Consider the following 24,029-nt stretch of genomic DNA (forward strand, 5'->3'; position numbering starts at 1 on the left):
TCCCTTTCACGCCTCACTTGCGCGCGCCCCTTTCGCGTAACCTGAATCGGCCCGACACCCGGGCGTAACGGGATGCGCCGGAGCGCTGGCTATGCTCGCCCCATGGCCGCACTGGGATGGTTCACCCGACGCCGACGACCCGCCACCGAGCGGAGTGTCCTCGCCGGAGAGGCATCGGCCGAGGCCGCGCGCAAGTCGTCGGCCGAGACCCCCGCGGCGCGGCCCCCCGCCGAACCGGAGTTCCCCGTCGTCGGGGACGAGCGGGCCGCCGCCTTCTTCGACCTGGACAACACGGTCATGCAGGGCGCCGCGCTCTTCCACTTCGGCCGCGGCCTCTACAAGCGGCACTTCTTCCGCAAGCGCGAACTCGCCCGCTTCGCCTGGCAGCAGGCCTGGTTCCGGATGGCCGGGGTCGAGGACCCGGCGCATATGGAGGACGTGCGCAGCAGCGCCCTGTCCATCGTCAAGGGCCACCGGGTCTCCGAGCTGATGTCGATCGGTGAGGAGATCTACGACGAGTACATGGCCGACCGCATCTGGCCCGGCACCCGGGCCCTCGCCCAGGCCCATCTGGACGCCGGGCAGCGGGTCTGGCTGGTGACCGCCGCGCCGGTCGAGACCGCGACGATCATCGCCCGGCGACTGGGGCTGACCGGGGCGCTGGGCACGGTGGCCGAGTCGGTGGGCGGCGTCTACACCGGCCGGCTGGTCGGCGAGCCGCTGCACGGCCCGGCCAAGGCCGAGGCCGTACGGGCGCTGGCGGGGGCCGAGGGACTGGACCTGACCCGCTGCGCGGCCTACAGCGACTCCGCCAACGACATCCCGATGCTGTCGATCGTGGGCCATCCGTACGCGGTGAATCCGGACACCCGGCTGCGCAGGCACGCCCGTGAGCACGGCTGGCGGCTGCGCGACTACCGCACCGGGCGTAAAGCGGCCAAGATCGGCATCCCGGCGGCGGCCGGGGTGGGCGCGGTGGCGGGCGGCACGGCGGCCGCCGTGGCCCTGCACCGCCGGCGCCACTGACCACCGGCGGCCGAGTCCCGCTCAGGCCCCCGTCCGGCCCCTGATCCCCCGCCTGACCTCCCGCTGAACCCCTTCCGGAGTGCCCCGTTCGGGCGGTGCTGACCGCCTGCGCACGACCGTGACCGAGGGCGGTCACGACTGACCGCCGATCGCGCTCCGTGACGACGTGCCCATCGATACACAGCGTCACCAACCGAACGCGCCCGCCCTGTTTCGGTCATTCCGCACTTCCTACCCCACAGCGCCCCCGCCAGTCCCCTTACCGCCGCTTTGTCACAACACGCCACACAATCGCACAACCCACGAACGGTTCCGGTCAATTGGCGGTACGCATTCGATACTTGATGCGTCATCAATCCATAACAGAGCGAACGGAAACGATGATTTGAGCAACTGGGTGTAGTGCCGCCTGTACGAAGCGTTATCCTCCTTAAACGCAAACCGGTACCCACGCGTCCCTACGGCGGGTGACGGTCCCGTACTGCACGTGATGGAAGCTCTGCCTCTGGGAGTCCCGTGTACCCACACGTCGGGGTTGACGCCTCGGGCCTGGCTACGCTGCGCGCAACGGTCCTCGACTGTCTGCGCGGCTTCGTCCCCACCGCGTATGCCGTCCCCGCCCTCGCCACCCCACAGCCCGTCAGCCCAGCCGTCGGCACGGTCGACCGCCCCGGCCAGGCCGGTCCGTGCTACGCCCTGGCGGACGGCGGTGCCGCGGTCAGCAGACGCTCCCGCGGCTCCACCCCCACCGCCCGGCGCCCCGGCGCCGACAGCGACAGCCGCCGCATGATGGACCTCGTCGAGCGCGCCCAGGCCGGGGAGGCCGAGGCGTTCGGCAGGCTCTACGACCAGTACGCCGACACGGTCTACCGCTACATCTACTACCGGGTGGGCGGCCGGGCCACGGCCGAGGACCTCACCAGCGAGACGTTCCTGCGCGCCCTGCGCCGCATCGGCACCTTCACCTGGCAGGGCCGCGACTTCGGCGCCTGGCTGGTGACCATCGCCCGCAACCTCGTCGCCGACCACTTCAAGTCCAGCCGCTTCCGGCTGGAGGTCACCACCGGCGAGATGCTGGACGCCAACGAGGTCGAGCGCAGCCCCGAGGACTCCGTCCTCGAATCGCTGTCCAACGCCGCCCTGCTGCAGGCGGTGCGCAAACTCAACCCGCAGCAGCAGGAGTGCGTGACGCTCCGCTTCCTCCAGGGCCTCTCGGTCGCCGAGACCGCCCGGGTCATGGGGAAGAACGAGGGTGCGATCAAAACGCTTCAGTACCGGGCCGTACGCACCCTGGCCCGGCTTCTCCCGGACGACGCCCGCTGACCGCCCGTAGCCTCCGGGCCACGGTCCGTCCGCCAGTGGGGAGGGCCCTCGGGGAGGGCGTAACCCGGGTGCTGCGCCGCTCGTTGTGGGGGATGCAGGCGCCTTGTGGTCGTACCCTGCCCGTGATCCACTCACCCGATCGGGTGGATGCGCGCATGGCACGGAACCCTCGGGTGTCCTGGGGAGTCGACCGTCACGACGAGAGGAGGTGCCGCCTGTGATCGCGAACGTATCGGCACACCGGCGGGCGAACGCCTTCGCCAAGGCCCTGGAGGCCCTGGAGGCCCTGGAGAGCAACCACCAGGCCGCCCGGGACGAGACGCCGCAGCAACAGCCAGGTTCCCCACCGGCGGAGAGCGCCGAGCGGAGACGGCTGCTGGCCCTGGCGAGCGGGCTGGGCGAGCTGCCGGCACCGACATTGGACCCGGAGGTCCGCGCCACCCAGCGGGCGCAGCTGGTCGCCGCCATGGAGGCGGCCTTCGCCGAGGGGGCGCCGCGCGTGCCCGAGCAGCGCCGCCGCCCCAGCGGCGCCCACCGGGCCAAACCCCCGGTGGCAAGATTCCGCCCCCGTTCCCGCTGGTCCAAGGGGCTCGCGGCCGGGGGGCTCACGGTCGGCGTGGCGGCGGGCGCGTTCGGCGGCGTCGCCACGGCCAGCTCGAACGCGCTGCCGGGCGACACCCTCTACGGGTTCAAGCGCGGTATGGAAGACCTCAAGCTCGAGATGGCGGACGGCGACGCCGACCGGGGCCGGATCTATCTGGACCAGGCGTCCACCCGGATGAGCGAGGCGCGCCGCCTGATGGAGCGGACCCGCACCGGCGATCTGGACCATGACTCGCTGGGCGAGATCCGCCGGGTCCTGGCCGGGATGCGCCATGACGCCTCCGAGGGCCACCGGCTGCTGCACCAGGTCTATGAGCGCGACGGCTCGCTCGGCCCGATCCAGCAGCTGTCCACCTTCTCCCAGGCCCACCGCGACGGCTGGAGCCGACTGCGCGGGCAGCTGCCGGTCCAGCTCATGGACGTCGGCGACGAGGTGAGCTCGGTCTTCGACGCCATAGACCAAGAGGTCGGTCCGCTGCGGGCGTTGCTGCCCACGAAGAAGGAGCAGCAGGCCCAGTCCGGCCCGCAGACCGGCCACACGCCGCAGCGCGCGGGCGGGATGGACCCGGACGACCGCCCGGCGTCCGCCTCGGCCACCCCGAGCGGCAGTCGCACCGACGAGAAGACGGCCCCCCACCCGCGCCCGTCGACCTCGGCGATCACCCACAGCCAGAGCGGCGGCCTGGTGGGCGGGGCCGGTGACCTGCTGGACCCGCCACTCGGCGGCGGATCCAGCCCCAGCCCGTCCACGGGCAAGGGCGACCCGGGCAGCAAGCCGTCCCAGCCGGACATCACCATCCCCCCGCTGCTCCCGGACCTGCTGCCGGGCCTGAGCATCGACGGCGACGACACGAGGTGAAGAAGCCCTGGGGGGTGGTGTACGGCGCACACCACCCCCCAGGGACCAAGCCGTCAGAAGAACACCGACCGCCGCTGGACGAGCAGCTTATAGAGCGTGTGCTGGATCGTTTCTCGTACCTGGTCGGTCAGGTTGAACATCAGCATCGGGTCGTCCGCCGCCTCCGGCGGATGCCCGTCGGTGGGGATGGGCTCGCCGAACTGGATGGTCCACTTCGTCGGCAGCGGCACCGCGCCCAGCGGCCCGAGCAGCGGGAAGGTCGGCGTGATCGGGAAGTACGGAATGCCGAGCAGCCGGGCCAGGGTCTTCGCGTTCCCCACCATCGGGTAGATCTCCTCCGCGCCCACGATCGAGCACGGCACGATCGGCGCCCCCGCGCGCAGCGCCGTCGAGACGAAGCCGCCCCGCCCGAAGCGTTGCAGCTTGTACCGCTCCGAGAACGGCTTGCCGATCCCCTTGAAGCCCTCCGGCATCACCCCGACCACCTCGCCGCGCTCCAGCAGCAGCTGGGCGTCCTCGGCGCAGGCGAGGGTGTGCCCGGCCTTGCGGGCCAGCTCGTTGATGACCGGGAGCATGAAGACCAGATCGGCCGCGAGCAGCCGCAGATGGCGCTTGGCCGGGTGGTTGTCGTGCACGGCGACCTGGAGCATCAGCCCGTCCAGCGGCAGTACCCCGGAGTGGTTGGCGACGACGAGCGCGCCGCCGCTGTCGGGGATGTTCTCGATCCCCTTCACCTCGACCCGGAAGTACTTGCCGGACAGCGGGCGGAGCAGGGACATCAGCACCTGCTCGGTCAGATCGCGGTCGTAGCCGAAGTCGTCGACCTCGTAGTCCCCGGTGATCCGGCGGCGCAGAAAGCTCAGCCCGTGGGCCAGCTTGCGCTCCCAGTCGCCGCTGCCCGGGGCGGGCTTGGGCGAGCCGGGCGGCAGGGGCGGCACGGCCGCGGCCGCCGTCTGGGGGCGCTGCTCGAGCGCCTCGTCGCGCTGCTGCGGTACGGGCTTGAGCGAGCCCTGGGAGCGGCCGCCGCGGCCCAGCCGGGGGACCTTCTTCCGGGACGACCGGGGTTCCTCACCGAACGGAATGACCTTGGCGTCCGCCATGGTGGTTGCGCTCCTTAAGGCTGGGCGCCGACGGGCAGCAGCGCGGCGAGCCGGTCGATGTTACGGGCGAGGGTCTCGGGCGGGAGCAGCCCGGGGCCGCGGCTGTGCGCGTAGTCCGCGAGGGCGCCGGCGGTGGTGTGCTCGGGTTCGAATCCCAGGGTCTCGCGCATCTGGGTGGTGGCCACGACCCGGCCGTGGGTGAGCAGCCGGATCTGCTCGGGCGAGAAGTCGGTGATGCCGAGGGACCGCAGCGCGGTGCGGGCCCAGCGCAGGGTGGGCAGCAGCAGCGGCAGGGTCGGGCGGCCGAGCCGCCGGGCGGCCTGGGAGAGCAGCAGCACCCCGTCCCCGGCGATGTTGAACGTGCCGCTGTTGAGCGTGGACCGGCGCGGCTCGGAGGCCGCGATCCGCAGTACCTCGATGGCGTCCTTCTCATGGACGAACTGGAGCCGTGGGTCGTAGCCGATGACGGTGGGCAGCACCGGCAGCGCGAAGTACTCGGCGAGCGGGGAGTCCGCGCACGGCCCCAGGATGTTGGCGAAGCGCAGCACGCACACCGCGACATCGGGGCGGCGCCGGGCGAAGCCGCGGACATATCCCTCGACCTCGACGGTGTCCTTGGCGAAGCCACCGCTGGGGAGCGATTTGGGCGGGGTGGTCTCGCTGAAGACGGCGGGGTCGCGGGGCGCGGAGCCGTACACATTGGTGCTGGACTTCACCACCAGCCGCTGCACCGACGGGGCCTTCTGGCAGGCGCCGAGCAGCTGCATGGTGCCGATGACATTGGTCTCCTTGACCGAGGCGCGATTGCCGCGCGCGCCCAGCGGAGTGCCGTTGATATCCATGTGGACGACGGTGTGGACGCCGTATTCGGCGAGCAGTTTCCCGATCGTGGGATGACGGATATCGGCCCGGACGAAGTCGGCGCCGCCGAGGTGGTGTTCGGGGGACACGGCGTCCACGCCGATCACCCGCTCCACATCGGGTTCGCGCTGTATGCGCCGGACGAAACGGCCTCCCAGCCGGCGAGCGACTCCGGTGACGAGCACGACCTTTCCCAAGATCAGCGCCTTCCTTCCCACCCTCGTCCGAGCTGGGCTGTGCCGAACACCGTAACCGTTCGATGTTGCGCTGTGATGACCACTCGCCGCGCGGTGCGACCTTTTGAGCCGGGGCCAACGGGGCGGACGTGGCTTCAGGCACTTCAAGCCGGTGCCACCCACGCACCGCAGCCCTCCCACCGGTGGTGGAAGGGCTGCGGGACGAACACAGCGTCGCTTGCTTACTTCTTGTTGCGACGCTGGACGCGCGTGCGCTTGAGCAGCTTGCGGTGCTTCTTCTTGGCCATCCGCTTGCGCCGCTTCTTGATAACAGAGCCCACGACTACCCTCGCTCACTTCGATTCACTCGGTGCGGGGCGTCCGAGCCCACACGACCTACATCGGGCCAGCCTACCCGGCGCCGAGCGAACCACGTAATCCGAGGGTCCTCCCCGGGCCCGGAAACGGCCTAGGCGGACTCCACCCCCACATACGATTCGCGGAGGTATTCATGAACCGCTTGCTCTGGGACCCGGAAAGACCTGCCCACCCGGATCGCCGGCAGATGACCACTGTGCACCAAGCGGTACACGGTCATCTTGGACACTCGCATCACCGAGGCGACTTCCGCCACGGTCAGAAACTGAACCTCGTTCAGAGGCCGTTCGCCAGCAGCCATGACAACACCTGAACCTTCCGCACATGTCGGGCACCGGCTTCCCCTCCGGTGACTCCTGGTCGCATGCGCGCTCCACCCCAGGTTAGGGGCGGGTGATGCAAGTGGGGAAGAGGAGTAGCGATCGGACGCCTACTGTGACAGACACGCTCGATTGAGTACATAGCGAGTAATCGGCCGGTAGTAACCAGACCGCACACCGTCATCAAGCGGAACGGCGACGGACACCCGTCCCTCGGCCTCCCCGACGAACAGCGCGGGGTCGTCCGTGTCCCCTGGCCCGATGGCCTCAAAGCCCAGCTGACCTGCTCCGCAGACCCATCCGTGGTCCCCGATCACGAGCCCCGGCAGGGGCCCGCCGGACTCCGCCGCACAGCCGAGCGCGACCCGAACCGGGAGCGGCGAATGGCTGTGGGCGCCCGGCTCACTCGCGGTCGGGCGAGCGCCGGGCGCCCGCACCATCGCGACACCTCGTACGTAGGTGAGCCGGTGGGTACGTACGCCGAACCGCGTCGTTATGTCGATACATCTACCCTGCGCGGGAGTGAGGACACGGCAGCCCGCCGCCGAGAGCGCCGACGCCAACGCGGCGTAGAAGCCGAGGAGGCGGTGGGGATGGCCGGTGCCGAGGAGCACCGGGAGCCGGTCCCGGACGGCACCGCGCAGCCGGTCCGCGAAGGCGTCCAGCGCGGCGATCGTCAGCTCCGGATCGATCACATCCGGCCCCGAAACATTGGCCGGATCGATCGAAACTCCGCATTTCTCGCCCATTAGGCCGAGCAATTCCATAAAGGACCAGTCGTGTTCGGGCTCCAACCCGAGCAGCACCCGGGGGTCCCGGGCCGCGAAGAGCCGATAGCGGCGCAGGCTCTCCTCCCGGCTCGTGGACACGGGCCCGGCGAGCCGCGCCGCCAGCAGATGCGCGCGCAGCGCCGCGGTACTCAACACCCCACCGATGCTGGCGGACCCACCCCCTCGGCCGCCCGGATACGCGGACAGACCCCACGGTTGGCGTAACGGCCGCTACGGGGTGTCCGCCGCGTGGCAGGGGCTTCGCCTCCGGACCCCGGGGGTCCGGAGGCGGAGCCCCAGTTGCGGGAAGGGGCGGGGAGGGGAACAGCCCGCCGCAGGCGTACGCGTACCGTCGCACACCCCCAGGGCGCGGCCGTCGTACGGGGCGTTCTACGGCAGCAGCCCGTGGTGTGGGAAGACGGCCCGGCGCGTCGCCAGGATCGCCTGGTCCAGCCGGTCCGCGGGGTCGTACCCGGCCTCGTGGAAGTCCTGCCAGTCCGGCTCCCGCCCGTCCGTCATCCGCCGCGGCGCGTCCATCCGGGTCCGCCGGTACACCTCCGCGCGCCACTCCTCCGGCACCGGCGTGGTGGCCTCCACCGGCCGCCCGGCCGCGATCGCGACCAGATGCGTCCAGGACCGCGGCACCACGTCGACCACCGCGTAGCCTCCGCCCCCGAGCGCCACCCAGCGCCCGTCCGCGTGCTCGTGCGCCAGCCGGTGACAGCTCTCGGCGACCGCCCGCTGCGCGTCGACGGTCACCGCCAAGTGGGCCAGCGGGTCCTCGACATGGGTGTCGGCGCCGTGCTGGGTCACCAGTACCTGGGGACGGAACGCCGCCAGCAGCTCCGGCACCACCGCGTGGAAGGCCCGCAGCCAGCCCGCGTCCGAGGTCCCGGCCGGGAGCGCCAGATTGACCGCGGAGCCCTCGGCGCCCTCCCCGCCCGCCTCCTCGGGCCAGCCGGTCTGTGGGAACAGCGTCCGGGGGTGCTCGTGCAGCGAGATCGTCAGCACTCGCGGATCGTCCCAGAAGACCGCCTGCACCCCGTCCCCGTGGTGGACGTCCACATCCACGTACGCGACCCGCTCCGCCCCCAGCTCCAGGAGCCGCGCGATCGCCAGCGCCGCGTCGTTGTAGATGCAGAACCCGGACGCGCCCCGCGGCATGGCGTGGTGCAGCCCGCCCGCGAAGTTCACCGCGTGCAGCGCCTCCCCGCGCCAGACGTCCTCGGCCGCGCCCACCGACTGCCCGGCGATCAGCGAGGACGCCTCGTGCATCCCCGCGAAGGCCGGATCGTCGATCGTCCCGAGGCCGTAGGAGCCGTCCGCCGCCTCAGGGGCGGCCGAGGCGCGTCGTACCGCCTCGATGTACTCCTGCCCGTGGACCAGGCGCAGCGTCGACTCCCCGGCCGGCTTGGCGGCCACCACCCGGACCGCCCGGTCCAGTCCGTACGCCTGCACCAACCGCATGGTCAGCGCCAACCGCACCGGGTCCATCGGATGCCCGGCGCCGAAGTCGTATCCGGTTACTTCCTCATCCCACATCAACTGTGCGCGGCCGCTCATGCCCGTCACCGTATCCGGCTGGTACAGGGCTGAACGACCTCGCGTACCGGATCGTCATCAGCACGAGCGCCATCGGCACCAGCATCGCCGCACGGTAGTTCCACGCCCCGCCGAGCGCGCCGACGAGCGGGGAGCCGATGAGGAAGCCCACATAGTTGAAGATGTTGAGGCGCGCGACGGCGGCATCGGACGCCCCGGGGAAGAGCCTCCCCGCGGCCGCGAAGGTCTGCGGCACCAGTACGCACAACCCGAGCCCCAGCAGCGTGAACCCGGCCATCCCCACCCAGGCGCCGGGCGCCGCCGCCACCACGGCGAAGCCCCCGCCCGCGAGCAGCGCCCCGGTCCGGACCATGGCGACCGCGCCGAAGCGCCGCACCCCGAGGTCGCCGAAGGAGCGGCCGAGCAGCGTGGTGACCATATAGACGTTGTACGGGACCGTGGCCAGCTGCTCGGAGCTGTGCAGCACGTCCTCCAGATACTTGGCGCTCCAGTTGGAGACGGTGGAGTCGCCGATGTAGGCGAAGGCCATGACGAGACAGAGCGGCAGCAGCGCCCGCATGCTCACGGTGGTCTCGACCCTCACCGCTTCGGTCGGCTCGGCGCCCTGGTGATCGACGTACCAGCGGCTGGCGATCAGCGCGACGGGCACCAGGGTGGCCACCAGCGGCGCATAGAGCGTGGGCAGCGGCAGGTCCCAGTGCGCCCCCGCCCAGGCGAGCGAGGCCCCGGCGATCCCGCCCAGGCTGTACGCGCCATGGAAGCCGAGCATGATGCTGCGTCCGTACGCGCGCTGGAGGCTCACCCCGAGCATGTTCATCGACGCGTCGAGCGCCCCGACCGTCAGCCCGAACACCGCGAGCGCCACGGCGAGCTGCCACACCGCCGTCCCCGATCCGGCGGACAGCAGGGCGAGGGAGACGATGGGCTGCACCACGCGGAGGACCAGCCCCGGACGCATCCGCTTGACGAGATGCTCGGTGGCGACGCTGCCCACACCGGCGAGGATCGGTACGGCGGCCAGGAAGAGGGGCAGCAGCCCATCGGATATCCCGTACCGGTCCTGGAGCGCGGGTATGCGCGTCACCAGCAGAGCGAAGATCGCGCCCTGGACGAAGAAGCTGATGGCCAATGAGGCCCGGCCTTGCCGGAACCGGCGGCTCGGACGCGAATCCGTCATGGCCGTGGAGCGTACGGCCCCGGGCTACTTGTGGGTAGAGGTGAGCACCCCTCGCAGCTCGGCCATCTCCATGAAGAGGCCCCGGGCCGCGGAGAGTTTGGCGGCGGGTGTCATGGCCGTGTAGCCGTACACATCCATCCCGGCGGCCAGGGCGGCCCGCACCCCCAGCGGGCTGTCCTCGACGACGGCACAGCGCTCGGGCGCCACGCCCATGCGCTCGGCCGCGTGCAGAAACAAATCCGGGGCGGGCTTGCCCCGGCCCACGTCCTCGGAGCTGAAGATGTGGTCCTCACCGAAGAGGTCGTACAGCCCGGTCGTGCGGAGGGCGACGCGGATGCGCTCATGGCTTCCGGAGGAGGCGACACAGTACGGAACGCCGTCGGCCCGCAGCTTCTCCAGAACCTCGGCCACACCGGCCACCGGCCGCAGCTCACGGCGGAAGGCGTCGAAGACCCGGCCGTGAAAGGTGCTGTCGAAGTCCGGCGGAAGCCGCCGGCCCGAGCGCTCGAGGACCAGGTCGTGGATGCGATGCATGGCGGAGCCCATGTAGTCGCGTATGGAGTCCTCGTAGCTGGTGGGGTGCCCCAACTCCGTGAGGTAGGCGGCGAGAAGCCGGTTGGAGATGGGCTCGCTGTCGACGAGCACTCCGTCGTTGTCGAAGATGACCAGGTCATAGCGCATACGGTCAGCCTACAAACAGAAATGAGAAAAGCCCGATTGAGAGCCGAAGCTCCCAACCGGGCTTTTCGTAAAATTTGTTCGGCGGCGTCCTACTCTCCCACAGGGTCCCCCCTGCAGTACCATCGGCGCTGAAAGGCTTAGCTTCCGGGTTCGGAATGTAACCGGGCGTTTCCCTAACGCAATGACCACCGAAACACTATGAAACACCAAACCGGACCCATACACATCCATACGCATATGGGGGTCGGACGGTTCGTTGCTTCAGAACCAACACAGTGGACGCGAGCACCTGAGGACAAGCCCTCGGCCTATTAGTACCAGTCAACTCCACCGGTCACCCGGCTTCCATATCTGGCCTATCAACCCAGTCGTCTACTGGGAGCCTTAACCCATCAAGTGGGTGGGAGCCCTCATCTCGAAGCAGGCTTCCCGCTTAGATGCTTTCAGCGGTTATCCCTCCCGAACGTAGCCAACCAGCCATGCCCTTGGCAGAACAACTGGCACACCAGAGGTTCGTCCGTCCCGGTCCTCTCGTACTAGGGACAGCCCTTCTCAAGACTCCTACGCGCACAGCGGATAGGGACCGAACTGTCTCACGACGTTCTAAACCCAGCTCGCGTACCGCTTTAATGGGCGAACAGCCCAACCCTTGGGACCGACTCCAGCCCCAGGATGCGACGAGCCGACATCGAGGTGCCAAACCATCCCGTCGATATGGACTCTTGGGGAAGATCAGCCTGTTATCCCCGGGGTACCTTTTATCCGTTGAGCGACGGCGCTTCCACAAGCCACCGCCGGATCACTAGTCCCGACTTTCGTCCCTGCTCGACCCGTCGGTCTCACAGTCAAGCTCCCTTGTGCACTTACACTCAACACCTGATTGCCAACCAGGCTGAGGGAACCTTTGGGCGCCTCCGTTACCCTTTAGGAGGCAACCGCCCCAGTTAAACTACCCACCAGACACTGTCCCTGATCCGGATCACGGACCCAGGTTAGACATCCAGCACGACCAGAGTGGTATTTCAACAACGACTCCACACTAACTGGCGTCAATGCTTCACAGTCTCCCACCTATCCTACACAAGCCGAACCGAACACCAATATCAAGCTATAGTAAAGGTCCCGGGGTCTTTCCGTCCTGCTGCGCGAAACGAGCATCTTTACTCGTAATGCAATTTCACCGGGCCTATGGTTGAGACAGTCGAGAAGTCGTTACGCCATTCGTGCAGGTCGGAACTTACCCGACAAGGAATTTCGCTACCTTAGGATGGTTATAGTTACCACCGCCGTTTACTGGCGCTTAAGTTCTCAGCTTCGCGGAGCCAAAACCCCACTAACCGGTCCCCTTAACGTTCCAGCACCGGGCAGGCGTCAGTCCGTATACATCGCCTTACGGCTTCGCACGGACCTGTGTTTTTAGTAAACAGTCGCTTCTCGCTGGTCTCTGCGGCCACCACCAGCTCAAGGAGCAAAGTCCCATCACCAGCAATGGCCCCCCTTCTCCCGAAGTTACGGGGGCATTTTGCCGAGTTCCTTAACCATAGTTCACCCGAACGCCTCGGTATTCTCTACCTGACCACCTGAGTCGGTTTAGGGTACGGGCCGCCATGAAACTCGCTAGAGGCTTTTCTCGACAGCATAGGATCATCCACTTCACCACAATCGGCTCGGCATCAGGTCTCACCCACATGAGAGACGGATTTACCTACCCCTCGGGCTACACCCTTACCCCGGGACAACCACCGCCCGGGCTGGACTACCTTCCTGCGTCACCCCATCACTTACCTACTACCACCTTGGACCGGCGGCTCCACCACTCCCCTTCACCCGAAGGATCCAGGACGGCTTCACGGCCTTAGCATCAGAGGATTCGATACTGGGCGTTTCAAAGCGGGTACCGGAATATCAACCGGTTGTCCATCGACTACGCCTGTCGGCCTCGCCTTAGGTCCCGACTTACCCTGGGCAGATCAGCTTGACCCAGGAACCCTTAGTCAATCGGCGCACACGTTTCCCACGTGTGTATCGCTACTCATGCCTGCATTCTCACTCGTGAACCATCCACAACTCGCTTACACGGCTGCTTCACCCGGCACACGACGCTCCCCTACCCATCACAACGGCCGTTGGACCACATGCTGCAATGACACGACTTCGGCGGTACGCTTGAGCCCCGCTACATTGTCGGCGCGGAATCACTTGACCAGTGAGCTATTACGCACTCTTTCAAGGATGGCTGCTTCTAAGCCAACCTCCTGGTTGTCTCTGCGACTCCACATCCTTTCCCACTTAGCGTACGCTTAGGGGCCTTAGTCGATGCTCTGGGCTGTTTCCCTCTCGACCATGGAGCTTATCCCCCACAGTCTCACTGCCGCGCTCTCACTTACCGGCATTCGGAGTTTGGCTAAGGTCAGTAACCCGGTAGGGCCCATCGCCTATCCAGTGCTCTACCTCCGGCAAGAAACACACGACGCTGCACCTAAATGCATTTCGGGGAGAACCAGCTATCACGGAGTTTGATTGGCCTTTCACCCCTAACCACAGGTCATCCCCCAGGTTTTCAACCCTGGTGGGTTCGGTCCTCCACGAAGTCTTACCTCCGCTTCAACCTGCCCATGGCTAGATCACTCCGCTTCGGGTCTTGAGCGCGCTACTAAACCGCCCTATTCGGACTCGCTTTCGCTACGGCTTCCCCACACGGGTTAACCTCGCAACACACCGCAAACTCGCAGGCTCATTCTTCAAAAGGCACGCAGTCACGAGACACCAGCAAGCTGATGTCCGACGCTCCCACGGCTTGTAGGCACACGGTTTCAGGTACTATTTCACTCCGCTCCCGCGGTACTTTTCACCATTCCCTCACGGTACTATCCGCTATCGGTCACCAGGGAATATTTAGGCTTAGCGGGTGGTCCCGCCAGATTCACACGGGATTTCTCGGGCCCCGTGCTACTTGGGTATCGCACAAGCAAGTTGCTGACATTTCAGCTACGGGGGTCTTACCCTCTACGCCGGGCCTTTCGCATGCCCTTCGCCTACATCAACAATTTCTGACTCACCCAGCCGCCGGCAGACGACTGAAGTACGAACCCACAACCCCGTACGCGCAACCCCTGCCGGGTATCACACACATACGGTTTAGCCTCATCCAGTTTCGCTCGCCACTACTCCCGGAATCACGGTTGTTTTCTCTTCCTGCGGGTACTGAGATGTTTCACTTCCCCGCGTTCCCTCCACATACCCTATGTGTTCAGGTATGGGTGACAGCCCATGACGACTGCCGGGTTTCCCCATTCGGACACCCCCGGATCAAAGCTCGGTTGACAGCTCCCCGGGGCCTATCGCGGCCTCCCACGTCCTTCATCGGTTCCTGGTGCCAAGGCATCCACCGTGCGCCCTTAAAAACTTGGCCACAGATGCTCGCGTCCACTGTGCAGTTCTCAAACAACGACCCGTACCCCGTCACCCACACTCAAAAACGTGGTACACCGGGACCGGCCGAAGAAACAAGCATTCCTGCCCGTACCTTCAGACACCCAACAGCGTGCCCGACATCGCCTGTCCGCTTACCCTGTGTTCCACGCCGAAGCAGTACTAACAGAAGAAACATCCGAAACAATGCCGAATAGTCAACGTTCCACCCATGAGCAACCGTGCAGGACACTTGCCTGCAGTCGGCTATGCGCTCCTTAGAAAGGAGGTGATCCAGCCGCACCTTCCGGTACGGCTACCTTGTTACGACTTCGTCCCAATCGCCAGTCCCACCTTCGACGGCTCCCTCCACAAGGGTTGGGCCACCGGCTTCGGGTGTTACCGACTTTCGTGACGTGACGGGCGGTGTGTACAAGGCCCGGGAACGTATTCACCGCAGCAATGCTGATCTGCGATTACTAGCGACTCCGACTTCATGGGGTCGAGTTGCAGACCCCAATCCGAACTGAGACCGGCTTTTTGAGATTCGCTCCACCTCACGGCTTCGCAGCTCATTGTACCGGCCATTGTAGCACGTGTGCAGCCCAAGACATAAGGGGCATGATGACTTGACGTCGTCCCCACCTTCCTCCGAGTTGACCCCGGCAGTCTCCTGTGAGTCCCCATCACCCCGAAAGGCATGCTGGCAACACAGAACAAGGGTTGCGCTCGTTGCGGGACTTAACCCAACATCTCACGACACGAGCTGACGACAGCCATGCACCACCTGTACACCGACCACAAGGGGGACCCTGTCTCCAGGGTTTTCCGGCGTATGTCAAGCCTTGGTAAGGTTCTTCGCGTTGCGTCGAATTAAGCCACATGCTCCGCCGCTTGTGCGGGCCCCCGTCAATTCCTTTGAGTTTTAGCCTTGCGGCCGTACTCCCCAGGCGGGGAACTTAATGCGTTAGCTGCGGCACGGACAACGTGGAATGTCGCCCACACCTAGTTCCCAACGTTTACGGCGTGGACTACCAGGGTATCTAATCCTGTTCGCTCCCCACGCTTTCGCTCCTCAGCGTCAGTATCGGCCCAGAGATCCGCCTTCGCCACCGGTGTTCCTCCTGATATCTGCGCATTTCACCGCTACACCAGGAATTCCGATCTCCCCTACCGAACTCTAGCCTGCCCGTATCGAATGCAGACCCGGGGTTAAGCCCCGGGCTTTCACATCCGACGCGACAAGCCGCCTACGAGCTCTTTACGCCCAATAATTCCGGACAACGCTTGCGCCCTACGTATTACCGCGGCTGCTGGCACGTAGTTAGCCGGCGCTTCTTCTGCAGGTACCGTCACTTGCGCTTCTTCCCTGCTGAAAGAGGTTTACAACCCGAAGGCCGTCATCCCTCACGCGGCGTCGCTGCATCAGGCTTGCGCCCATTGTGCAATATTCCCCACTGCTGCCTCCCGTAGGAGTCTGGGCCGTGTCTCAGTCCCAGTGTGGCCGGTCGCCCTCTCAGGCCGGCTACCCGTCGTCGCCTTGGTAGGCCATCACCCCACCAACAAGCTGATAGGCCGCGGGCTCATCCTGCACCGCCGGAGCTTTCCACCACCAGACCATGCGGCCGGCAGTCATATCCGGTATTAGACCCCGTTTCCAGGGCTTGTCCCAGAGTGCAGGGCAGATTGCCCACGTGTTACTCACCCGTTCGCCACTAATCCCCGGCCGAAACCGGTTCATCGTTCGACTTGCATGTGTTAAGCACGCCGCCAGCGTTCGTCCTGAGCCAGGATCAAACTCTCCGTGAATGCTTCCGGGCTATCCCGGCAACACATCACGAGAGCGGAACCACCGGAGGAATAGTCCGATGGTTCACAGCGTCCTCGCTGTGTTTTTTCTTCAAAGGAACCTCGTCCAAAATGGACGGGGTATCAACATATCTGGCGTTGACTTTTAGCACGCTGTTGAGTTCTCAAGGAACGGACGCTTCCTTCGAAACCATTTCACCGGCTTCTCCGGGCGCTTCCCTTCGGTGTTTCCAACCTTACCAGATCCGATTTCCGGTCGCTTCCGATCCGAATTCCGTTTCCGGCCCCCTGCTGGAGCGGGGTCTTTCGCGCCTTCCGGCGTGTCCACTACTTTAGCGGATTCCCCCGGATGCTCATAATCGAGATCCCCGGTCCGAATTCCGGCATGCCGAAATCCATCCCGATGAGGGGCCGTGCAGTAGTGGTTTGCCGCCGGTGCGGCTCGATGGTCGCCGCGTTTCCCCGCAGGGCTCCGTGGCAACCCGGTGAACACTACACGACGCCCCGAGGACCATCAAACCCATGGCCGGACCCCCCGTCAGGGCGTACTGTCCATGGCATGACGAGTGCATGTGTTCACCCACGGTGGTGGGCCGCCTGACGGCGGCCGCCCCTTATCGAGCACATGCGCAACCACGGCCGCCGCTCCGGCGGCCGTTCGCGTTTCTCCCTCCCGCGAATCCCGGCCGACCGGGTCGGCGGTCCCGACACAGCGGGAGACGCGGAGAGATGACAGAGACGAAGACGGCACGGCGCCGGATCTTCAGTGGGATCAAACCGAGCGGGCATCTGACCCTCGGCAACTACCTCGGGGCCGTACGCCGGTGGGTTCAGGAGGACCAGCACCGCGCCGACGCGCTGTTCTGCGTCGTCGATCTGCACGCGCTCACGGTGGAGCACGATCCGGCGCGGGTGCGGCGACTGACCCGGCAGGCCGCCACGCTGCTGCTGGCCTCGGGGCTCGACCCCGAGCTCTGCACGCTGTTCGTCCAGAGCCATGTGGATGAGCACGCGCGGCTGTCCTATCTCATGGAGTGCACGGCCACCGACGGCGAGATGCGGCGGATGATCCAGTACAAGGAGAAGTCCGCGCGGGAGCGGGCGAGAGGGGGGAGCGTGCGGCTGTCGCTGCTCACCTATCCGGCGCTGATGGCGGCCGACATCCTCGTCTACGGAACGCATGAGGTGCCGGTCGGCGAGGACCAGACGCAGCATGTGGAGCTGGCCCGGGATCTGGCGCAGCGGTTCAACCAGCGGTACGGACCGGTCTTCACCGTGCCCCGCGCCACCAGTCCGCGCGTTTCGGCGCGGGTGATGGATCTGCAGGACCCGACCTCGAAGATGGGGAAGTCGCACGCGGAGACGGCGGGCATCGTCTATCTGCTCGACGAGCCGGATGTGGTGCGGAAGAAGGTCATGCGGGCGGTCACGGACAGCGGCACCGAGGTGCGGTACGACCGGGCGGAGCAGCCGGGGGTGGCCAATCTGCTGGATGTTCTCGCCTCGTGCACCGGTGGCAAGCCGGAGGTGCTGGCCGAGGAGTTCAGCTCGTACGGGGCGCTGAAGGGGGCCACCGCGGAGGCGGTGCTGGAGGTGCTGCGTCCGCTTCAGGCCCGGCACGCCGAGCTGTGCGCCGACCCGTCGTATGTGGACGGGGTGCTGCGGGCCGGGGCCGAGCGGGCGCGTGGGCTGGCCCGGCCCCGGGTGGACGAGGCGTATGCGGCGGTGGGGCTGCTGCCGCCCGCCTGAGCGAAGCGGCTCTTCGTCAGGCTCTCCGTCAGACTCTTTGTCAGCTGTTGCCGGAGGCGAGCTCGCGGCTGCGGTCGCGGGCCGCCTCCAGCGCGGCGATCAGCGCGGCGCGCACCCCGTGGCTCTCCAGTTCGCGGATGGCGTTGATGGTGGTGCCCGCCGGGGAGGTCACGGCCTCGCGCAGCTTGACCGGGTGCTGATCGCTGTCGCGCAGCATCACCGCCGCGCCGATGGCCGCCTGGACGATCAGGTCATGGGCCTTGTCGCGGGGCAGGCCCAGCAGGATGCCCGCGTCGGTCATCGCCTCGACGAGGAAGTAGAAGTAGGCCGGGCCGGACCCGGACAGCGCGGTCGCGGCGTCCTGCTGGGACTCGGGGACGCGCAGCGTCTTGCCGACGCCGCCGAAGATCGCCTCGGTGTGGGCGAGGTGCTCCTCGGTGGCGTGGCTGCCCGCCGAGATGACCGACATGGCCTCGTCGACCAGCGCCGGGGTGTTGGTCATGACCCGGACGACCGGGGTGCCGGCGGCCAGGCGTGCCTCGAAGAAGGAGGTGGGGATGCCGGCGGCACCGGAGACGACCAGCCGGTCGGCGGGGACGTGCGGGGCGAGCTCATCGAGCAGGGCGCCCATGTCCTGCGGTTTGACGGTGAGGATGAGGGTCTCGGCGGCCTTGGCGGCCTCGGCGTTGGAGACGGCCTCGACGCCGTAGCGCGACCGGAGTTCCTCGGCGCGCTCGGGGCGGCGGGCCGTGACCAGCAGGTCGGACGGTGACCAGCCGCCTCGGATCATTCCGCTGAGAAGGGCTTCGCCGATCTTTCCCGTGCCGAGCACGGCGACCTTCTCCGTCATGGTGCGGCTCTCCTCATGCCTGTGCGGCTGGTGCGGGTGCTGCGTAGGTGTTCTCCGCCATCCTCGCACGGGCGGCCCATTCCCCCTGGCTCTTATGCATTTATTATTCATTGTTCGATGAATTAATTTTTACCCGCCACCCGGCGTGCCGGGGAAGCGGCTTTGCGCCCGCGCCAACCAGGGCGCCCGGAACGAAACAGTCCTGTTCGATGACTCCGAGTTCACAAGTTGGTTACATATCGACTTGCAAATGGTCACGGTCTCATGGACACAATAGGGGCCGGTGTCTATACGTACGGGAGGGGGGCGATGGTGAGGACGATCCGGTATACCGCTCACGCACTGGTAGCGGCGGTTGCCGTATTGCTTGCCCTCTTCATCGCGGCTGATTCCGCGTCCGCGCAGGTCATCCATCCCGAGACGGTCAGCGTCACCACATCAGCCGAGCCGCGGCCGACCACCGAATCATTGGTATCCGCGCACGGCGACCACGGAACCGAAGATTGCAAGGGGCTCCGCGGAAGGGCCCCGCTCACCGCTCCCACCCCGAGCGGCAAATACGGATGTGTGTGCGGTTGCGATGCCGGTGTTCCGGTGCCGCGTACCGCCATCTCCACCTCGGTCACCGGACGGCAAGCCGTTCCGGTGTCGAGATCGGGCGAATTGCCCGTCATCCTCCAGATCTTCCGCTGCTGAGAGCTACACCGTCGTAGTCGGCGGTCCGTCTCACGCACTTCTCAACGCTTTTCACGCGTCTCGCAGCAAGCGATCTCAACCGCCAGCGACCGATTCCATCGATCCCACTGACGTAGCGCTATGCCGTGCCCCCGCCTGCCCATGAGCCGGTGACGGGGCGCACTGGAGGCAACCCTCATGCGAAATCTTCTTGACCGTTTCCGTGGTGCCGGAGGCACCTCAGGCTCATCCGGCGCCGGAACCTTCCGCGCCGACTTCACCGCTTCTCTCGTCGTCTTCCTGGTGGCCGTCCCCCTGTGCGTGGGGGTGGCGGTCGCCTCCGGTGTACCGGCCGAGCTCGGCCTGATCACCGGCATCGTCGGCGGGCTGGTCACCGGCTTTCTGCCAGGCAGCAGCTTGCAGGTGTCCGGCCCGGCCGCCGGTCTGACCGTGCTGGTCTACGAGGCCGTGGAGCAATACGGCGTCGCCGCGCTGGGCGCCCTCGTCCTCATCTCCGGACTGCTCCAGCTGGCCATGGGCGCGCTCGGCCTCGGCCGCTGGTTCCGGGCGATCTCCATCGCCGTGGTGCAGGGCATGCTCGCGGGCATCGGCCTGGTGCTGATCGCCGGACAGCTCTACGCGCTCGCCGACGCCAAGGCCCCGAGCAGCGGGCTCGACAAGATCTTCAGCATTCCGGGGCTCATCGGGGATGTGGCCGGTTCCTCGGACGCCCTGAAGGCGGTCGCCGTGGGCGCCGGGACGATCGTCGTCCTGGTGCTGTGGCCGCGCTTCCGCCAGGGCGCCAAGGTGCTGCCCGCGCCGCTGGCGGCCGTCGCGCTCGCCACGTCCGCGACCGCGATCTTCGACCTGCCGATCGCGCGGGTCGAGGTCAAGGGTCTGCTGGACGCCATCCAGCCGCCCGGCGGCAGTGAGTTCCAGGCCCTCGCCGAGGTGGGCGTCATCGGCACCGTGCTCGCGTTCACGCTGATCGCCTCCGCCGAGAGCCTGTTCAGCGCCGCGGCGGTGGACCGGCTGCACGACGGTCCGCGCACCGACTACGACAAGGAGCTGATGGCGCAGGGCGCGGGCAACGCGGTGTGCGGTGTGCTCGGCGCGCTGCCGATGACCGCGGTGATCGTGCGGAGCGCGGCCAATGTGCAGGCCGGTGCGAAGACGAAGGCGTCGCGGGTGCTGCACGGGGTGTGGCTGCTGGTCTTCGCGGTGCTCTTCCCCTCGGCGCTGGGCATCATCCCGGTGGCGACGCTCGCCGGTGTGCTGGTGTACTCCGGCTGGAAGCTGATCCCGACCAAGGATCTGGTGCCGCTGTGGAAGGCCCACCGGGGTGAGGCGATCATCCTGATCGTCACCGCCGGCGCGATCGTGATCACCAATATGTTCGAGGGCGTGATCATCGGTCTGCTGATGGCCGTGGCCAAGACCGCCTGGGAGACCTCGCATGTGCATGTCGAGGTCACCGGGCGCGAGGACGACGCCGGTGCCGGCTCCGGCTCCGGCTCCGGCGAGAAGCCCCTGCACGTCCGGGTGCGCGGCAACGCGACCTTCCTCCGGCTGCCCAAGCTGCTGGACGAGCTGGAGGGGCTGCCCCGTGAGCGCGAGGTGGAGCTCGACCTGACCGGGCTGCGCCATGTGGACCACGCCTGCGAGATGGCGCTGGCCACCTGGACCGAGCGGCACAACGCGGTGGTCAAGCGGGGCGCCGCGCTCGAGGAGCGGATCCCGGCGTAACCCATATATAAGGGGGAGACCCCCTTCCGTCGCCCGGCCCCCGGCGCCGCACTCGCGGTGCCGGGGGCCGGCTGCGCTCCGGCCGGGCGCGTGGGTCAGCCGCAGGGCACGGTGACGAAGCCGTCGCTGCCCGTCTTCACATACACGTCGGAGACGTACTGCCCCGGGGCGATGTTGTCCCAGATGTCCGACGTGCCGTACGGGCCCGAGACCTTCTGGCCGTGCCGCTGGCAGCGGATCGGGACCCGGCTGTTGTACGGCAGCACCTTTACGAGCCGGTAGCTGGTGCCGGGACCGCTGCGGACGTTCAGCTGGTAGCCGGGCGCGACCGGATAGGTGATCGCTCCGGCGGTGGTTTCCACCGAGTCCGCGACGGTGTCCGTGGCGTCGGTGGTGGCTACGGTGTCCGCGGTCTCTTCGATGGCCATGACGGCCCCTCCCCCGTTGAACTTCTTTCCGAAGTTGTGCATATGTCGTGTGAAGTGACACGACATGCGGAGGCTAACAAGGCTCGCACGTGTCATCGACTAGGCTCGCCGAGTCGCGAATGCGGCCGAATTCACGGGGGTGGGGCATGCCGCCGGTGCGCAGAGCCGGGACCGGCCCGGAAGCGGAGGATCCGGAGTACGCCGGGCAGTACCAGCTCGACGCGCGCCTCGGATCCGGTGGCATGGGCGTGGTCCATCTGGCCCGCTCGCACTCGGGGCGGCGGCTCGCGGTGAAGGTCGTCCATGCCGGGTTGGCCGAAGACCCCGAGTTCCGGGCGCGGTTCCGGCAGGAGGTGGCGGCCGCCCGCCGGGTCAGCGGCGCGTTCACGGCGCCCGTGGTGGATGCCGACCCGGAGGGGCCGAGGCCCTGGATGGCCACCCTCTACATCCCCGGCCCGACGCTCGCCGAACACGTCAAGCGGAGCGGGCCGTTGGCGCCGGACGAGATGGTGCGGCTGGCGGCGGGGCTCGCCGAGGCGCTGCGGGACATCCATCGGGCGGGCGTGGTGCACCGCGATCTCAAGCCGAGCAATGTACTGCTCGCGGCGGACGGCCCGAAGGTCATCGACTTCGGCATCTCCCGGCCGTCCGACAGCGAACTGCGCACCGAGACGGGGAAGTTGATCGGCACCCCGCCGTTCATGGCACCGGAGCAGTTCCAGCGGCCACGGGCGGTGGGACCGGCGGCCGATGTGTTCGCGCTGGGGTCGGTGCTGGTGCACGCGGCCACCGGGCGGGGGCCGTTCGAGTCCGAGAGTCCGTACATCGTGGCGTACCAGGTGGTGCACGACGAGGCGGATCTGGCGGGGGTGCCGGATGAGCTGCTGCCGCTGGTCCAGCGGTGTCTGGCCAAGAACCCCGAGGACCGCCCCACGCCCGACGCCCTGATGACCGTCCTGCGCGCCGTACGCGGACCCCGGTCGCCGGTGGCGCGCGGACCCGTTCCGCTGGTGCCGCAGCAGCGGACGCCGGAGCCGCACTCGCTGCCGGGTGTGCGCTGGGGGCAGGACGACGGCGCCACGGATACGCATGTGAAGGCGGCACCTGCCGCCCCCGCCGAGACGGCGGCCCGTGATCACGCGGATCCCGGTCCTGCGGATCCCGGTCCTGCGGATCCCGGTCCTGCGGATCCGGATACGCATGTGAAGGCGGTTCCCGAGCCGGAACCGGCCGCGGACCAGGCCGAGTCGGGGGCGGACCAGCCCGTGGCGCGGCGCCGGGGGTTCCGGCGGTGGGCCCTGTCCGGTCTCGCGGCCGTCGTACTGCTCGGCGCGGGCACGGTGGTCGCACTGCGCCCGTTCGACGGTACGGACTCCTCCGGCGGCGGCCGGCCGCGGATCAGCGCGGCGACCGCCGAGGCGTGGCGCCCCTGGACGGCCGGGCTGGATGTCGGAAAGGCCGCTGGCTCGGGGGCGCGGCCCGCGTTCTGCTCGTACGGAGCGGGCGCGCTGTACTGCGCCCGGCACGGTGTCGAGACCGCCCGGGTCGATCCGGACGACGGCCGCGTGGTCTGGTCGCGGCCGTCCGCGGCGGCGCGCCCCGGGGACGGCGCGACGATCTCCGCCCCCGTGGTCGCGGGCGGTCTGGTGCGGACGGTGTCCCCGGACGGCGGGCGGCTGCGGGCGCTCGACCCCACGACCCACCGCGTCCGCTGGACCCGCGATGTGTCCCGCTACCAGGGCGGGGTCTACTCCTCGGGCGACACCGTGCTGCTGGTCACGCCGGACGGCATGGTCACGGCGGTGAACGGGGCGACGAACAAGGAGCGTTGGAGCCATCGGCTGCCCGGCCACGCCCGGCCCGCCTTCTTCTCGTACGGCGACGGCCGCACCGCGTACGCCGTGACCACCGCGGGCGACGGCTCGCACACGCTGGTTACGGCCGTGGACACGGTGCGCGGTACGACGCGCTGGCACGCCTCGCTCGGCGGCAACCTCACCCCGGCCGGAAGCGGCCCCGATGGCGTGCTGCTGCTGACCGAGGCGGACGCCCGGACCAGTACCACCGCTGTCGTGCGCTATGACCCGGAGCGGCGCGCGGCGCGGCGGGTCGCGCTGTCCGCGCCGGTGTCCGCGATCAGCGCCGTCACCAGCGGCGACCGGGTGTATGTACTGGGCACGGACGGCGGGTTGGTGGCCGTCGACACCGCGCCCGAGGGCACGGCGCGGGCACGGCTCTGGCGCCTGGAGACCTCGGTCTCCAACGCCTCGCCACTGGTGGCGGCGGACGGCAGGCTGTACTTCTCGGCGGCGGACGGCAGGCTGCTGGCCGTGGACGCCCGGCGGGGCGAGGTGATCGGCGAGACCCGCTCGCGCGGGGGCGCGGCCGGTCAGGGTTTCCTGGATCTGATGCCCGCGCCGGTGGTGGCGGACGGCAAGGTGTTCGCGACGGCACCGGACGGCACGCTCTTCGCCGTGGACGGGCGGAATCCGGCCGGTTGGTGAGCGGCGTCACGGGCCCCCGG

The 24,029-nt window shown here is 67.9% G+C and carries 17 protein-coding genes and 3 rRNA genes; 7 read left to right on the top strand and 13 right to left on the bottom strand.

Annotated features, from left to right (window positions below):
* Positions 1–102 precede the first annotated feature (102 nt).
* The 3 genes from ACMTAK_RS23055 (at position 103) to ACMTAK_RS23065 (ending at position 3,811) form a co-directional block, all read left to right on the top strand.
* The gene (locus ACMTAK_RS23055) at positions 103–1,026 is read left to right on the top strand and encodes an HAD family hydrolase (RefSeq protein ID WP_413807955.1); all 924 of its coding nucleotides are present in this window, start codon (positions 103–105) and stop codon (positions 1,024–1,026) included.
* A gap of 516 nt (positions 1,027–1,542) precedes the next feature.
* The gene (locus ACMTAK_RS23060; protein ID WP_044571889.1) at positions 1,543–2,349 is read left to right on the top strand and encodes an ECF subfamily RNA polymerase sigma factor, BldN family; all 807 of its coding nucleotides are present in this window, start codon (positions 1,543–1,545) and stop codon (positions 2,347–2,349) included.
* A gap of 217 nt (positions 2,350–2,566) precedes the next feature.
* Entirely contained in the window at positions 2,567–3,811 is a 1,245-nt protein-coding gene (locus ACMTAK_RS23065) for a DUF5667 domain-containing protein (protein WP_413807956.1), read from the top strand.
* A gap of 53 nt (positions 3,812–3,864) precedes the next feature.
* Here the strand turns inward: ACMTAK_RS23065 and ACMTAK_RS23070 are convergent, their stop codons facing one another.
* The 11 genes from ACMTAK_RS23070 to ACMTAK_RS23120 form a co-directional block, all read right to left on the bottom strand.
* Positions 3,865–4,911, bottom strand: a complete 1,047-nt coding sequence (locus ACMTAK_RS23070; protein ID WP_413807957.1) for a lysophospholipid acyltransferase family protein — start codon at positions 4,909–4,911, stop codon at positions 3,865–3,867.
* A gap of 14 nt (positions 4,912–4,925) precedes the next feature.
* Positions 4,926–5,969, bottom strand: a complete 1,044-nt coding sequence (locus ACMTAK_RS23075; RefSeq protein WP_413807958.1) for an NAD-dependent epimerase/dehydratase family protein — start codon at positions 5,967–5,969, stop codon at positions 4,926–4,928.
* Between the two features lie 221 nt (positions 5,970–6,190).
* A complete protein-coding gene (locus tag ACMTAK_RS23080) occupies positions 6,191–6,289 on the bottom strand; it encodes a 30S ribosomal protein bS22 (protein WP_003948845.1) in 99 nt (32 codons plus the stop codon).
* A 128-nt stretch (positions 6,290–6,417) separates the two neighbouring features.
* Positions 6,418–6,627 carry a helix-turn-helix domain-containing protein gene (locus ACMTAK_RS23085; RefSeq protein WP_014053989.1) on the bottom strand — a complete coding sequence of 70 codons (210 nt, stop codon included), beginning with the start codon at positions 6,625–6,627 and terminating at the stop codon, positions 6,418–6,420.
* 129 nt (positions 6,628–6,756) lie between these two features.
* Positions 6,757–7,572 (bottom strand): phosphatase, encoded by an 816-nt coding sequence (locus tag ACMTAK_RS23090; RefSeq protein ID WP_413807959.1) that lies wholly within the window; start codon positions 7,570–7,572, stop codon positions 6,757–6,759.
* Between the two features lie 234 nt (positions 7,573–7,806).
* A complete protein-coding gene (locus ACMTAK_RS23095) occupies positions 7,807–8,979 on the bottom strand; it encodes an acetoin utilization protein AcuC (protein ID WP_413807960.1) in 1,173 nt (390 codons plus the stop codon).
* Entirely contained in the window at positions 8,948–10,156 is a 1,209-nt protein-coding gene (locus tag ACMTAK_RS23100) for an MFS transporter (protein ID WP_413807961.1), read from the bottom strand. Before ACMTAK_RS23100 ends, ACMTAK_RS23095 begins: the two co-directional genes overlap by 32 nt.
* A gap of 24 nt (positions 10,157–10,180) precedes the next feature.
* Positions 10,181–10,837 carry an HAD family hydrolase gene (locus ACMTAK_RS23105; RefSeq protein ID WP_413807962.1) on the bottom strand — a complete coding sequence of 219 codons (657 nt, stop codon included), beginning with the start codon at positions 10,835–10,837 and terminating at the stop codon, positions 10,181–10,183.
* 76 nt (positions 10,838–10,913) lie between these two features.
* Positions 10,914–11,030: ribosomal RNA gene (gene rrf, locus ACMTAK_RS23110) — 5S ribosomal RNA — on the bottom strand.
* 98 nt (positions 11,031–11,128) lie between these two features.
* Positions 11,129–14,249 (bottom strand): 23S ribosomal RNA (locus ACMTAK_RS23115).
* Between the two features lie 281 nt (positions 14,250–14,530).
* Positions 14,531–16,057 (bottom strand): 16S ribosomal RNA (locus tag ACMTAK_RS23120).
* Together the 16S, 23S and 5S rRNA genes form the textbook arrangement of a ribosomal RNA operon.
* Positions 16,058–16,786: 729 nt before the next feature.
* Between ACMTAK_RS23120 and trpS the strand changes: the two genes are divergently transcribed.
* Positions 16,787–17,806 carry a tryptophan--tRNA ligase gene (gene trpS, locus ACMTAK_RS23125; protein ID WP_413807963.1) on the top strand — a complete coding sequence of 340 codons (1,020 nt, stop codon included), beginning with the start codon at positions 16,787–16,789 and terminating at the stop codon, positions 17,804–17,806.
* 40 nt (positions 17,807–17,846) lie between these two features.
* On the opposite strand, the gene proC is transcribed toward trpS, so the two are convergent.
* A complete protein-coding gene (gene proC / locus ACMTAK_RS23130) occupies positions 17,847–18,656 on the bottom strand; it encodes a pyrroline-5-carboxylate reductase (RefSeq protein ID WP_201857140.1) in 810 nt (269 codons plus the stop codon).
* Between the two features lie 309 nt (positions 18,657–18,965).
* On the opposite strand from proC, the gene ACMTAK_RS23135 reads away from it, so the two are divergent.
* Complete coding sequence (locus ACMTAK_RS23135) at positions 18,966–19,352, top strand: hypothetical protein (protein WP_413807964.1); 387 nt, start codon at positions 18,966–18,968, stop codon at positions 19,350–19,352.
* Positions 19,353–19,529: 177 nt separating this feature from the next.
* Complete coding sequence (locus ACMTAK_RS23140; protein WP_413807965.1) at positions 19,530–21,077, top strand: SulP family inorganic anion transporter; 1,548 nt, start codon at positions 19,530–19,532, stop codon at positions 21,075–21,077.
* A gap of 95 nt (positions 21,078–21,172) precedes the next feature.
* Here ACMTAK_RS23140 and ACMTAK_RS23145 read toward each other — a convergent pair whose 3' ends face one another.
* Positions 21,173–21,505, bottom strand: a complete 333-nt coding sequence (locus ACMTAK_RS23145; protein ID WP_413807966.1) for an SH3 domain-containing protein — start codon at positions 21,503–21,505, stop codon at positions 21,173–21,175.
* Between the two features lie 146 nt (positions 21,506–21,651).
* On the opposite strand from ACMTAK_RS23145, the gene ACMTAK_RS23150 reads away from it, so the two are divergent.
* Entirely contained in the window at positions 21,652–24,009 is a 2,358-nt protein-coding gene (locus tag ACMTAK_RS23150; protein ID WP_413807967.1) for a protein kinase domain-containing protein, read from the top strand.
* Positions 24,010–24,029 lie beyond the last annotated feature (20 nt).

Source organism: Streptomyces lacaronensis (assembly GCF_047337785.1).
Taxonomy (GTDB): domain Bacteria; phylum Actinomycetota; class Actinomycetes; order Streptomycetales; family Streptomycetaceae; genus Streptomyces; species Streptomyces lycopersici.

What these genes read in the sequence shown, in the direction of transcription:
- ACMTAK_RS23085 (WP_014053989.1), bottom strand. Translation starts at nt 6,627, where the DNA reads ATGGCTGCTGGCGAACGGCCTCTGAACGAGGTTCAGTTTCTGACCGTG.
- ACMTAK_RS23135 (WP_413807964.1), top strand. Translation starts at nt 18,966, where the DNA reads ATGGTGAGGACGATCCGGTATACCGCTCACGCACTGGTAGCGGCGGTT.
- ACMTAK_RS23070 (WP_413807957.1), bottom strand. Translation starts at nt 4,911, where the DNA reads ATGGCGGACGCCAAGGTCATTCCGTTCGGTGAGGAACCCCGGTCGTCC.
- ACMTAK_RS23150 (WP_413807967.1), top strand. Translation starts at nt 21,652, where the DNA reads ATGCCGCCGGTGCGCAGAGCCGGGACCGGCCCGGAAGCGGAGGATCCG.
- ACMTAK_RS23100 (WP_413807961.1), bottom strand. Translation starts at nt 10,156, where the DNA reads ATGACGGATTCGCGTCCGAGCCGCCGGTTCCGGCAAGGCCGGGCCTCA.
- ACMTAK_RS23140 (WP_413807965.1), top strand. Translation starts at nt 19,530, where the DNA reads ATGCGAAATCTTCTTGACCGTTTCCGTGGTGCCGGAGGCACCTCAGGC.
- proC (WP_201857140.1), bottom strand. Translation starts at nt 18,656, where the DNA reads ATGACGGAGAAGGTCGCCGTGCTCGGCACGGGAAAGATCGGCGAAGCC.
- trpS (WP_413807963.1), top strand. Translation starts at nt 16,787, where the DNA reads ATGACAGAGACGAAGACGGCACGGCGCCGGATCTTCAGTGGGATCAAA.
- ACMTAK_RS23145 (WP_413807966.1), bottom strand. Translation starts at nt 21,505, where the DNA reads ATGGCCATCGAAGAGACCGCGGACACCGTAGCCACCACCGACGCCACG.
- ACMTAK_RS23105 (WP_413807962.1), bottom strand. Translation starts at nt 10,837, where the DNA reads ATGCGCTATGACCTGGTCATCTTCGACAACGACGGAGTGCTCGTCGAC.
- ACMTAK_RS23095 (WP_413807960.1), bottom strand. Translation starts at nt 8,979, where the DNA reads ATGAGCGGCCGCGCACAGTTGATGTGGGATGAGGAAGTAACCGGATAC.
- ACMTAK_RS23055 (WP_413807955.1), top strand. Translation starts at nt 103, where the DNA reads ATGGCCGCACTGGGATGGTTCACCCGACGCCGACGACCCGCCACCGAG.